The sequence below is a fragment of the Alcaligenes sp. HNGD-HTN06 genome (genome assembly GCF_049932565.1).
GTDB lineage: Bacteria > Pseudomonadota > Gammaproteobacteria > Burkholderiales > Burkholderiaceae_B > Alcaligenes > Alcaligenes ammonioxydans.
Window position 1 is genome coordinate 2484144 of the sequence record NZ_CP187782.1, and the last position, 11884, is coordinate 2496027.

11 protein-coding genes are annotated in these 11884 nt (G+C 56.5%); 2 read left to right on the forward strand and 9 right to left on the reverse strand.

What is annotated here, in order from left to right:
* Positions 1-40 precede the first annotated feature (40 nt).
* Positions 41-868, forward strand: coding sequence for a hypothetical protein (locus ACOZ42_RS11295; RefSeq protein WP_426345136.1), 828 nt, complete (start codon positions 41-43; stop codon positions 866-868).
* A 132-nt stretch (positions 869-1000) separates the two neighbouring features.
* Here the strand turns inward: ACOZ42_RS11295 and ftsB are convergent, their stop codons facing one another.
* The 4 genes from ftsB to ACOZ42_RS11315 form a co-directional block, all read right to left on the reverse strand.
* Complete coding sequence (gene ftsB, locus ACOZ42_RS11300; RefSeq protein ID WP_003800886.1) at positions 1001-1306, reverse strand: cell division protein FtsB; 306 nt, start codon at positions 1304-1306, stop codon at positions 1001-1003.
* Between the two features lie 45 nt (positions 1307-1351).
* Positions 1352-2638 carry a phosphopyruvate hydratase gene (eno, locus tag ACOZ42_RS11305; protein ID WP_003800888.1) on the reverse strand — a complete coding sequence of 429 codons (1287 nt, stop codon included), beginning with the start codon at positions 2636-2638 and terminating at the stop codon, positions 1352-1354.
* A gap of 353 nt (positions 2639-2991) precedes the next feature.
* Entirely contained in the window at positions 2992-3438 is a 447-nt protein-coding gene (locus ACOZ42_RS11310; RefSeq protein WP_003800890.1) for a MarR family winged helix-turn-helix transcriptional regulator, read from the reverse strand.
* Positions 3439-3440: 2 nt separating this feature from the next.
* Entirely contained in the window at positions 3441-5009 is a 1569-nt protein-coding gene (locus ACOZ42_RS11315; protein WP_415301817.1) for an MFS transporter, read from the reverse strand.
* A gap of 159 nt (positions 5010-5168) precedes the next feature.
* Here ACOZ42_RS11315 and ACOZ42_RS11320 point away from each other — a divergent pair, with 159 nt between their 5' ends.
* Complete coding sequence (locus tag ACOZ42_RS11320) at positions 5169-5894, forward strand: SDR family NAD(P)-dependent oxidoreductase (protein WP_301605887.1); 726 nt, start codon at positions 5169-5171, stop codon at positions 5892-5894.
* Between the two features lie 253 nt (positions 5895-6147).
* On the opposite strand, the gene ACOZ42_RS11325 is transcribed toward ACOZ42_RS11320, so the two are convergent.
* From ACOZ42_RS11325 to ACOZ42_RS11345, 5 genes are all read right to left on the reverse strand, one after another.
* Positions 6148-6432: a DUF1330 domain-containing protein gene (locus ACOZ42_RS11325; protein WP_059317988.1), complete on the reverse strand. Its 285-nt coding sequence runs from the start codon at positions 6430-6432 to the stop codon at positions 6148-6150.
* 18 nt (positions 6433-6450) lie between these two features.
* The gene (gene kdsA / locus ACOZ42_RS11330; RefSeq protein ID WP_003800897.1) at positions 6451-7302 is read right to left on the reverse strand and encodes a 3-deoxy-8-phosphooctulonate synthase; all 852 of its coding nucleotides are present in this window, start codon (positions 7300-7302) and stop codon (positions 6451-6453) included.
* Positions 7303-7557: 255 nt separating this feature from the next.
* Positions 7558-9204, reverse strand: a complete 1647-nt coding sequence (locus ACOZ42_RS11335; RefSeq protein ID WP_003800899.1) for a CTP synthase — start codon at positions 9202-9204, stop codon at positions 7558-7560.
* 148 nt (positions 9205-9352) lie between these two features.
* Complete coding sequence (locus tag ACOZ42_RS11340) at positions 9353-11137, reverse strand: aminopeptidase P family protein (protein WP_003800901.1); 1785 nt, start codon at positions 11135-11137, stop codon at positions 9353-9355.
* 93 nt (positions 11138-11230) lie between these two features.
* Positions 11231-11884, reverse strand: coding sequence for a CoA transferase subunit B (locus ACOZ42_RS11345; protein WP_059317990.1), 654 nt, complete (start codon positions 11882-11884; stop codon positions 11231-11233).

Below are 11884 nucleotides of genomic sequence, written 5' to 3' on the forward strand. Positions count from 1 at the left end.
TCTATCAGGCTCAAGGACAATCAGCCATGATGGCAACATCATGGCTGATTTCTTTCTCTCATCCCATCGCCAATCGGGCCTGGCGGGCTCTCACATTCTGGGAGCCCTCCTAGCCATGATTCTGCTCAGCTGGCTGGTGCTGGACGTCTTGACGCTGTACTCCTTACGCGTGCGTCTGCAGCACGGCCTGCTACAAGCAGCCCGCCAAGCCAGCGTGCATCATGCCCGGCCTGACACCATTGCCGTGGCATTCAGCCAAACACTGGCCGCTGCCAAAGTGCCACTGCACGATCAGTGGCAAATCCAGATTCTGTCTCCCTCAACACAGGCTTTTATATTGCATGGCAGACCTTCCAGGCTGCATGAGGGGCGAACCAGCATTACCCAGGGCTGGCAGGCGCAACAAGCGGAACAAAGCAGCCATAGCGGCCCCAACATTTACCAGGCCAACACACTGCATTTGTATCTACTCTACGCCCATAAGCCCGGGCCCCTTTCCTTGCTTCGTCTGCTACCCAAGCTTGCCCTGAGTATGCCTAACCCCGTGGGGTCGACAGCAGTATGGCTACGCCTGGAAATCAAACACCCCATGCAATCTGATGCCGTACAGTGGAATGACCTGGCTGACGGTCGAGTCATCTATGCCCAGCAGCTTGAGAACACGCGTGTCTTGCCCGTTTCCCAAACAAGCGGGTTAGCAGAACGGGAGCCCGCGAAAACGCCCTCACCGGACGTGAATGCCCGTCTGCCGTCATGGGATGGTGCTGCCCCAGGGCCAGACACGGGTTCGCTTTCTCCAGAGCCTGCCGCCCCCACTCCAGACTCAGGAGGAACTCCAGCCTCGCCCCCACCCCCCGCCTGCTACTAATCGACGCATCAGCCAGTCTCAACAACGAAGGGCGCCAGAAAGCCCGGATCACCGATCCAAACACACAGCAGAAGAATCATCAGAAATGAACTGGCTGATCAGCCGTTCTAGCCGCACATTGCGCGCTGCTTGTTATCGCGGATTGGCATTCGTGGCCGACGAACCACCGGGAGGCACAATCTGCACAAAAATCTCGCCTTCCCGCATCATGCCAAACTCGCTGCGGGCACGCTCTTCGACAGCGTGGGTTCCCGAACGCAAATCCTGAACCTCGGCCAGCAAGGCGTTGTTGCGCGCCGTCAGGGCTTCATTGGTTTCTTTTTGCGCGACCAGCCTGGTCTGCATTTGCCGTACATCCAGCCAGCCGCCCTTGCCCCACCATAATGCGTAATGGGTGATCAGGGTCAGACATAGCAGCAGCAGAACAATAAGGCGCATGGTGATATAAGAACCGGGTCTTGCGACCCGGTTCCTCAAACAGAATTAGCGCAGATTATAGAACGCTTCGCGACCTGGGAAGGTAGCAACTTCTGCCAATTCTTCTTCAATACGCAACAACTGGTTGTACTTGGACATGCGATCGGAACGGGACAAGGAGCCTGTCTTGATCTGCATGGCGTTGGTTGCCACGGCGATGTCAGCAATAGTGGAGTCTTCGGTTTCGCCGGAACGGTGCGAAATAACAGCGGTATAACCGGCTCGCTTGGCCATCTCGATGGCGGCGAAAGTCTCGGTCAAGGTGCCGATCTGATTGATCTTGATAAGGATGGAGTTGCCAATACCCATCTCGATACCCTTTTTCAGGATCTTGGTATTGGTTACAAACAAATCATCACCCACCAACTGGATCTTGTCGCCCAGTTGCTGGCTCAGAATGCGCCAGCCATCCCAGTCGTCCTCGGCCATCCCGTCTTCGATGGAGATGATGGGGTACTTGTCGCACCAGTTAGCCAACAGATTGGCAAAGTCTTGCGAGCTTAGAGACACGCCGCCTTCGCCAGCCAGGTGGTATTTGCCGTCACGGTAAAACTCGGACGCTGCGCAGTCCAGAGCCAGTGCAATTTGCGTACCGGCTTCATAGCCTGCTTGTTCGATAGCACGCAGAATCAACTCGATAGCCGCTTCGTGGTTGGCCACGTTAGGAGCAAAACCACCCTCGTCGCCCACGGCGGTGGACATGCCTTGGTCGTGGATCAGGCCTTTGAGTGTATGGAACACTTCGGCACCCATACGCAAGGATTCGCGAAAGCTCTTGGCGCCCACGGGCATGATCATGAACTCTTGCAGGTCCAGGGTGTTGTTGGCGTGCGCACCACCGTTGATGACGTTCATCATCGGTACAGGCATGGCCATGGCACCACTGCCGCCAAAATAGCGGTACAGGGACAGGCCTGAGTCATCGGCAGCAGCACGAGCCACCGCCATACTGGCAGCCAGCATGGCGTTGGCGCCCAGGCGGCTCTTGTCTTCGGTGCCGTCCAGTTCGATCAGGGTGCGATCGATAAAGGTTTGTTCCTGCGCATCCAGACCCATCAACGCTTCGGAGATTTCTGTGTTCAGATTTTCGACAGCACGCAAGACGCCTTTACCCAGGTAACGGCTCTTGTCACCATCACGCAGCTCCAACGCTTCGCGAGCACCCGTGGATGCGCCAGACGGCACGGAGGCACGCCCCATTGCACCCGACTCGAGCAATACATCACACTCCACCGTTGGATTACCACGGGAGTCCAGAATCTCGCGGCCAATAATATCTACGATTGCACTCATGATTTTGACAGTCCTGCCTGAAGTAGCATTAAGCTAGATAAGTTAAACAATCCTGCTGCCGGGCCTACTGCGCCGGGCCAATCGGAAGATCGACTGGAAAAGGCGCCTAGCCTGGAAGTTGAAAAGATCAGCAAGCGCGACCGCTACCTTGCAATCTGCGCCCCCTGCCCTCCTGCTAAAACAGGATTGTACCTGCCCATGACACAGCCGTGCCATGTCTGGTTTCGAAAGCTGGAAAAAAGCCCGGATTCATACCGTGGCCCTTACGCAGCTGGAACCGGCACGTGTTTATTATCACCAGAAATTCCGAGACTAGGCGGCGTCTCTGTAAATACAAAAAGTACCGATGCGTCTCAAAGTAAATCTTTGTCGCCCGCTTTGAGCAAGGCGCTCTCCCAGTTGCTCAACAAGGTAATCAGCTGGTTCAAATCCTGATCGGAAAAGTCCTGCAGCATGGCTTCAACCAGGCGCCGCCGCCGGGGCAATGTGGCTTCCACCAGCTCACGCCCCGCCTGACTAAGGCGCACATTGGTGAGACGATTGTCCTGCTCATCGGTGAACCGTTCGATCAAACCCAGGGTTTCAATGCTTTTGAGCTGCCGGGTTACCGCGGCCGGATCAATGCGCAACAAGCGTACCAGTTGCTTTTGAGACAGGCAGCCATTTTCTTGATACAAGCCAATCAAAATACGCCAGCGGGGCAAGGGCATGCCCAATTGCTGGTCAAACGCGGCCATCAAACTGCGATACGTGCGCCCCAATTGTTGCGCCGCTTGAAGTTGCGGAAATTCGTTCATCATGCTCAAGACTGTTCTTGACGAGTAAATCGTATCGGTGGCACTTTACGTACCCAATAGAAACACCAGATGATCAGCAGCAAGGTCACCGCCATGCCCATATTGACGGCATGTGCCAGGGCATCGCGGGCCAAACCCAGATACATCTGCCCCTGCTCCCCCGCCTGCTCCAGAAACTGCGTCTGTTCACTCACACTCATCAGTACCTGCGGGTCTTGCAAAGCATGAGCCACCGTTTCGGGCAAGGCGGCCAACTGAGTGCGAATGGCCTCGCCGTACTGGTAATTGATCAGCGTTCCGATCACAGCGGTTCCCAACATGCCGCCCACCATGCGCATGGACTGTAGCATGGCCGTCGTTATCCCCAACATGGAGCGCTCGACAATTTCCTGCGCAAACACCGTCAGATTGGGCATGATGCAGCCCACTCCCGTACCGGCAAGCGTGGCATACAGCACGAAATGCCAATGCGGGTCGGTTTTCCTGTTAAACACCATACCCAGACACGCGATGGTGAGCAGTACCAGCCCCAGATACAACATCATGGCAGGGCGCCGCAAACGAGTAATTGTGCGGCCATTGATAATACTGCCTACCGTAATGAACACGACCAGCGGGGTAATCAAGAGGCCCGCAGTTTGCGGCCGCAACCCGTACCCGCCCTGCAACAATAAGGGGGCATAAAACAAAAGCCCGAACAGGATAAAGCCCAGGCCAGCCGATAACACCAGCAGAGACAATTGGGCGGGGCTACTAAACAACACCAAGGGCAGCAAAGGCTCAGCTACTCGACGCTCCCAGGCGACCAGCAGCGAAAATGCGACCAGACTACATAGTCCCAGCAACACCATCAGGTAACTGCCCCCATAGAGCGGCAGCAATTCCACCAGCAACTGAATGCACGCCAAGCCGATCATCAGCAACACAGCCCCGAGCCAATCCAGACGGACCTTGTCCTGACGAAAATGCCGAATCTGCGGCAGGTAGCGATAAACGAAATACAGACTGAGCAAACCCACCGGTAAATTCACATAGAACACCGAGCGCCATCCATAGTATTGGGTCAGCACCCCGCCCAGAAACGGCCCAATGCCATTGGCAATACCAAACGAGGCGCTTAGCATGACCTGCCAACGCAAGCGCACCCGTGGGTCAGGAAACAGGTCCGGGACACAGGCAAAGGCAGTGCCAACCAACATACCACCGGCCACGCCCTGCAACCCTCGGGCCAGCACCAGTTGCATCATGCTTTGCGCCATGCCACAAAGCACAGAGGCCAGCGTAAACAGCACGATGGACACCAGCACAAACCGGCGGCGTCCATAAAAATCCCCCAGGCGCCCGAAAATCGGCACGGTGATCACGGACGTGAGCAAGTAGGCGGTCGCAACCCAGGCGTACAGCTCAAAGCCATGCAGCTCCGAGACAATGGTAGGCAAAGCCGTGCCCACGACGGTCTGATCAATGGCGACCAACATCACCACAAAGCACAGCCCCATCATCGCCAGAATGGATTCGGTGACCGACAAGACACGACCTGGGTTTTTTTGTTCTGTTTCCGATACCTTTGCCATTTTATTGACCAAACAATAATTGCCTAGTCAATGATTTTACGGGACAGTTAAAAACCTGACAAGCGAGCGCTGAATCTCAGTCGACCCAATCCAACTGGTTCACAATAACGATCTGGAAGAAAACCGACTCACCGCAGAATCTGCTTACAGGAAAAGTGCATGGACATCATGATTGTGGGCGCCAGTATGGGCCTGGGGCGCGCCTTGATGGATGGTCTGGCGCAAGACGGACATACGATGCACGGCGTAGCCAGACGAGCTCCTGCTGCGGCAAGCAGCGCTTTACCCCCGGACGCCTTTTCCAAGCAGCATTGGATCAGCGCCGATCTCTCCCACGCCGACGCCGCGCCAGCGCTGGCCGCCGCCTGCCCCGATGCACTGGACGTACTGATCTATAACCTGGGTATCTGGGAAGACACGGCGTTCACCGAGCAATATGATTTCCTGTCGCAATCCGACCAGGCACTGCGTCGCCTGGTCGATGTCAACCTGACGGGTGCCTTATTGACCCTGCGCCACTTGCTGCCCTATCTGCTGCGCAGTAGCCAGCCTCGTTTGATTCTGACGGGCTCAACGTCGGGGCTGCGCCAAAGTGGTCGTCCCGAAGTAGCGTTCGGGGCCACAAAATTTGCCTTGAATGGCTTGGCAGACAGCCTGCGCGAAGGCTACCGCGATCAAGGGTTGGCGGTCACCTGCCTGCAACTGGGATACCTGAACACCACGGATGGACTGGACGTCCCCCTCCAGGCGGCAGCTCAACGAGACTTGGGTGAGACTATTCCCGTGCATGACGTGCTCACAATCGTGCGCAGCCTGCTACAATTGTCCCCCGCCAGCTTTGTACGCGAACTGACGCTGCCCGCCCTGCGTGATTCCCGCTTTTAAGCTCCCGGCTTGATCTGTCTACGCTTCATAAGCCGCCCCCCATCGCCTCAGGGCAAGTTCAAGGCTCTCTCCCCGATCACAAAGATCTGTCCTTTGCTGGCTCCTACCCTGCCCCGCCCCCCTTTACACCCCAGAGCCAGGCAGCACCAACAGCCTCGCTCAGGCCTGGCAGGCGCTAAGTGCTCATCCAAAAAAAAAGAGAGTGTTTCCACACTCTCTTTTTCACGCGTTCCAGCAGAACATAAGCTGCTTTTTACAGCCCTTGCACCACGTACATGGTCATTTTGGCAGCACCTTCACGGGCTTTGCGGGCGCGTCGGTATTCCTCGGAATCATGGAACGCCTGGGCCTGTTCCAGAGTATCAAACTCCATCACCACAGTACGCACAGGCGCATTCCCTTCCAGGGCAATCGTTTCACCACCCCGCACCAGAACTTTCACGTTGTGGGTTTTCATGGCAATGCTGGAAAATTCCTGGTATTGCTTGTACTGCTCGGGGTTGCTGACTTCAACATTAGCAATCAAATATGCGGACATAGTGTCTCCCAACTACCTTTAATAGCCGTGCTGCAAGGCACCGCTGTTTTTAACAATCGAATCAATCTGTTGCAGTGTCCGCAACAAGTCTGCCATCTGTGATAACGGAACAGCATTCGGGCCATCGGACAGGGCCTTGTCGGGATTAGGGTGGGTTTCCATGAAAACGCCCGACACCCCGGCAGCCACCGCAGCACGTGCCAATACCGGAACAAATTCGCGCTGACCACCCGACGAGGTCCCCTGCCCGCCCGGCAATTGCACCGAGTGAGTGGCATCAAATACGACAGGGCACTCGGTGGCACGCATAATCGCCAAGGAGCGCATGTCCGATACCAGATTGTTATAGCCAAACGAGGCGCCACGTTCACAGACCATGATGGTGGAGCCATCTCCGCCCATTTCCAGTGCAGCCGCACGCGCCTTTTCCACTACCTGCACCATATCCTGAGGGGCCAGGAACTGGCCTTTCTTGATGTTGACGGGTTTCAGCGTCGCGGCGCAGGCTTGGATAAAGTCCGTCTGACGACACAAAAATGCCGGTGTTTGCAGCACATCCACCACGGCGGCCACATCGTCGACCTGATCTTTATCGTGCACATCCGTCAGGACAGGCACCTTGTAGTGGGAACGCACATCGGCCAGAATCTGCAAGCCTTCCGCCATGCCGGGGCCGCGATAGGACTTGCCTGAACTGCGGTTGGCTTTGTCAAACGAGCTCTTGTAGATAAAGGGAATACCCAGAGCCGCGGTGATCTCAACCAATTGCCCCGCTGTGTCGAACGCCATCTGGCGCGACTCAATAACACAAGGGCCAGCGATCAGGAAAAAGGGCCGATCCAGGCCGACGTCGTAACCGCATAAATCCATAATAGACCTCGTTTCAGTATTGCTGCATTCTCCCACATTCCTGAAAGCCTGGACACCGCAGCGCAGCAGGACTGTCAGCCCAATCGTTTGGAGATTTCGATCAGTTTCTAATCCGGGTCGCACCCGTGGACGGCGCAAAGCCGCCCTGTTGCGCCGGCATGCTGAGCCGGCCCGGCCTACCAACCGCCCGTTTCGTCCTCTCATACGGAATGAAAAAGCCCGCATAACGCGGGCCTTTTCAATCATAACAAACGATCAAGCCGACTTTTTCTGGTGTTCCAGGGCCGCTTTGATATAGCTGGTAAACAGCGGGTGTCCATCACGCGGAGTCGACGTGAACTCCGGATGGAATTGCACCCCCATAAACCAGGGGTGGTTAGGCAATTCCATGATTTCCGGCAGGTTCTCGGTAGGCGTACGCGCCGAGATCACCATACCCACCTCTTCCAGACGCGGTACGTACAAGGTGTTGACCTCGTAACGGTGACGGTGACGCTCGTTTACCTCAGGCCCATAAATGGCTTCAGCACGCGAACCGGGTTTGACCGGGCAACGTTGTGCACCCTTGCGCATGGTACCGCCCAGATCGGAAGAGCCATCACGATGCTCGATCTTGCCATCGCGATCTGCCCACTCGGTAATCAAGGCCACCACAGGATGCACCGCCGAGGGATCAAACTCGGTGGAGTTCGCGCCCACCAGATTGCCCACATTGCGCGCAAACTCGACCACAGCCAATTGCATGCCCAGGCAGATACCCAGGAAAGGCACGCCGTTTTCGCGAGCGTATTGAATCGCGCGGATCTTGCCTTCGGTACCGCGTTTGCCAAAACCGCCTGGCACGAGAATGGCGTCCAGACCTTTCAGGCAATCGGTGCCTTCGTTCTCGATGACTTCCGAATCCAGATACTCGATCTGGATGCGGGTGCGGGTATGAATACCGGCATGAACCAGGGCTTCACTGAGCGACTTGTAGGACTCGGTCAGGTCCACGTACTTGCCGACCATACCGATGCGCACTTCATGCTCGGGATTTTCCAGGGCCTGCACCAAACGGTCCCACATCGACAGATCTGCCGGTGGTGGCGACAAGGCCAGTGCATCACACACCAGGCTGTCCAGACCTTGCTTGTGCAGCATGGCCGGAATCTTGTAGATGGAATCCGCATCCCACACCGAGATCACGGCATCCATGGGTACGTTGGAAAACAGCGAAATCTTGGCCAGCTCATCATCAGGAATGACACGGTCGGCACGGCACAGCAAGGCGTGTGGGTGAATGCCGATTTCGCGCAGTTTTTGCACGGAGTGCTGGGTTGGCTTGGTTTTCAGTTCACCGGCCGAGGCAATGAACGGCACCAGTGTCAGATGAACAAACGCGGTGTTGTTGCGGCCCAGACGCAGATTCATCTGGCGGGCTGCTTCCAGGAAAGGCTGGGATTCAATATCACCCACTGTGCCGCCAATCTCGACGATGGCAACATCGGCCTCGCCATTGTAGGCAGCCTTGGCGCCACGAATGATGAAGTCCTGGATTTCGTTGGTGATGTGCGGGATAACCTGCACGGTCTTGCCCAGATAGTCCCCGCGACGCTCTTTGCGCAGCACGGATTCATAAATCTGGCCCGTGGTGAAGTTGTTGACCTTGCGCATGCGAGCGGAAATGAAGCGCTCGTAGTGGCCCAGGTCCAGGTCGGTTTCCGCACCATCCTCAGTAACAAACACTTCACCGTGCTGGAAGGGGCTCATGGTGCCCGGGTCTACGTTGATGTAGGGGTCCAGCTTGAGCATGGTCACGCGCAGACCGCGAGACTCCAGGATGGCAGCCAGGGATGCGGCCGCAATACCTTTGCCCAGGGAGGACACAACGCCTCCCGTTACGAATACATATTTGGTGGTCATTATAAAAGGCGCCTGAGGTCAAATCAGGCGATAGCGGGAAATTTGGATTATAACGGCAAGCGCCCATGCTTGGCGACCAGGCGAGTGGCTTTTCACAGCGGAAATACCACTAGCCTGTGCAACTATTGACAAGCGCAGACGATGACGATCAGATCGCCTGCGTTCTTTGTTCGAGCCACTGGCGTGCCTCACCCTGCACACGCGGCAAGAGACGTTCACGCACCTGCTGATGATATTCATTGAGCCAGTTACGCTCGGCAGCCGTCAGGAGTGCAGCATCTATACAACGCGTATCAATGGGGCACAAGGTCAGGGTTTCAAAACGCAGAAACTGGCCATACTCCGTGCGCATGGCAGGCACTGCCGCCACCAGGTTCTCAATACGAATGCCCCACTGGCCGGGGCGGTACAGGCCCGGCTCGTTAGAGGTAATCATGCCAGCGCGCATGGCCGAATGCGGCCCGATGCGACCACGCCAGGAAATGGACTGCGGGCCTTCATGCACATTCATGAAGTATCCCACGCCGTGACCGGTGCCATGACCAAAGTCCAGGCCCTGCTCCCACAAAGGCTGACGGGCCAGCACATCAATTTGCTGACCGGCAATGCCTTCGGGAAACACCAGCATGGATAAAGACACCATGCCTTTTAGAACCAGCGTGAAGTCCCGAATCTGCTCCGCTGAGACAGTCCCTACCGGCACAACACGAGTAATGTCGGTGGTACCACCCAGATACTGCCCACCCGAGTCGATCAACAACAAGCCATTTCCATCAATGCGGGCATGGGACTGCTGGGTAGCCTGATAGTGCGGCATGGCACCGTTGGCGTTAAAAGCCGCAATCGTGCCAAAACTGGGGCTGACAAACCCTTCCTGGCGGGCTCGGGCGGCACAGAGATGCGCATCCACATCCAGCTCGTTCACCTCACTTTGTTGCTCAAACCAAGCAAAGAACTCACACAGGGCAGCCCCATCTTTTTCCATGGTCTGGCGCACCTGAGCCAGTTCAGCATCGGTCTTGCAGGACTTGAGCAATTGAGCCGGGTTGATATATTCGATCACGTGCAAATGCGCCGCCAATTGGGCGGCCCAGGCCGTGGTTCGAGCCATATCCAGCAATAGGGGCATGGATGCCGGCAAGGCGCGCATGAAGGAGGACAGCTCGGTGTAGTTTTGAACCTGCACACCATCTGCCGCCAACGCTTCCTGTAGGCCTGCCGTCAGCTTGTTGCTATCCACAAAAAGAAAAGCCTGGTCCGGGCCGATCAGCAAGTACGACAGGAATACCGGGTTATAGGACACATCGCTGCCGCGCAAATTCAAAGTCCAGGCAATATCGTCCAGCGCACTGAGCAAGTGCCAATGGGCGCCCTGCTCCTGCATGGCAGCCCGGGTGCGAGTCAGATTTTCCTGGCGAGTGCGACACGCAAAAGGCGGCTGATGCTCTACCACCTGCCCACACGGCGCGGCGGGCCGGTCAGTCCAGATCGGGCTGAGCAGATCGGCTTGCAGCACCCACTCGAACTCCTGCGCTTGAGTGGTTTTCTGCCAGGCAAGAAGGCTTTGAGCCGATACCGACTGACTGTCCAGGGCTACTCGCGAACGGGCAGGCAAATGATCGGCCAGCCAGTTGGCTGGCTCAGGCACGCCCGCTTCCCCTGCACGCTGCAGCTCGATGCCACTGCCGTGCAGCTCCTTGGCGGCCTGCTCCCAGTAACGGCTGTCGGTCCATAAACCGGCCCAGTCGGCTGTCACGACCAGCAAGCCGGCCGAACCAACAAAACCACTGAGCCACTGACGGCTTTTCCACCGATCGGGCAGGTATTCAGACAAATGGGGATCAGATGTCGGCCAGATGCTTGCCTGTACGGACTGAAATTGCATTTGTTCGCGCAGCGCCTGCAGGCGTGCGACAACGGAGGTAAGGGCCATACCAACTTCCTTTACATAAACAGCGTTCACGCACCGAACGAGCATAAAAAAAGCTTCGACTCGCGCCGAAGCTTTTCTAGCCAGAGTGAGCGCTCAGGCCAAAGCGCTGACGTCCAGCGGGACGCCTGTCTTGGACTGAATGTACTCAAGGCTGACTTCTGGTGCCAACTCAAGCAACTTTAAACCATTTTCCGTCACTTCCATCACTCCCAGATCAGTAATGATGAGGTCGACCACCCCAACACCGGTCAGGGGCAAGGTGCAGGCGGGCAAAATCTTCAGATCTTCGGTGCCATCTTTTTTAGTGGCCACGTGTTCCATCAGAACCACCACACGGCCCACTCCGGCTACCAGGTCCATGGCGCCGCCCATACCCTTGATCATTTTCCCAGGGATCATCCAGTTAGCCAGATCGCCTTTTTCCGACACCTGCATCGCGCCCAGAATCGCAATATTGATCTTGCCGCCACGAATCATCGCAAACGAATCTGCCGAGGAAAAAATGGACGAACCGGGCAGGGTTGTAATGGTTTGTTTGCCAGCGTTGATTAGGTCAGCGTCAATCTTGTCTTCGGTCGGGAATGGGCCAATGCCCAGCAAACCGTTTTCCGACTGCAACCAGACCTCAATACCTTCAGGCACATGATTGGCAACCAGCGTGGGCAAGCCAATGCCCAGGTTGACGTAAAAGCCGTCCTGAAGCTCCAGGGCAGCACGGGCCGCCATTTGATCTCTATTCCAAGCCAT

Excerpts from the sequence above, each read along its gene's own strand:
- ACOZ42_RS11345 (WP_059317990.1), bottom strand. The coding sequence starts at position 11,884 with ATGGCTTGGAATAGAGATCAAATGGCGGCCCGTGCTGCCCTGGAGCTT.
- ACOZ42_RS11325 (WP_059317988.1), bottom strand. The coding sequence starts at position 6,432 with ATGTCCGCATATTTGATTGCTAATGTTGAAGTCAGCAACCCCGAGCAG.
- ftsB (WP_003800886.1), bottom strand. The coding sequence starts at position 1,306 with ATGCGCCTTATTGTTCTGCTGCTGCTATGTCTGACCCTGATCACCCAT.
- eno (WP_003800888.1), bottom strand. The coding sequence starts at position 2,638 with ATGAGTGCAATCGTAGATATTATTGGCCGCGAGATTCTGGACTCCCGT.
- ACOZ42_RS11315 (WP_415301817.1), bottom strand. The coding sequence starts at position 5,009 with ATGGCAAAGGTATCGGAAACAGAACAAAAAAACCCAGGTCGTGTCTTG.
- ACOZ42_RS11320 (WP_301605887.1), top strand. The coding sequence starts at position 5,169 with ATGGACATCATGATTGTGGGCGCCAGTATGGGCCTGGGGCGCGCCTTG.
- ACOZ42_RS11295 (WP_426345136.1), top strand. The coding sequence starts at position 41 with ATGGCTGATTTCTTTCTCTCATCCCATCGCCAATCGGGCCTGGCGGGC.
- kdsA (WP_003800897.1), bottom strand. The coding sequence starts at position 7,302 with ATGGATTTATGCGGTTACGACGTCGGCCTGGATCGGCCCTTTTTCCTG.
- ACOZ42_RS11310 (WP_003800890.1), bottom strand. The coding sequence starts at position 3,438 with ATGATGAACGAATTTCCGCAACTTCAAGCGGCGCAACAATTGGGGCGC.
- ACOZ42_RS11335 (WP_003800899.1), bottom strand. The coding sequence starts at position 9,204 with ATGACCACCAAATATGTATTCGTAACGGGAGGCGTTGTGTCCTCCCTG.
- ACOZ42_RS11340 (WP_003800901.1), bottom strand. The coding sequence starts at position 11,137 with ATGGCCCTTACCTCCGTTGTCGCACGCCTGCAGGCGCTGCGCGAACAA.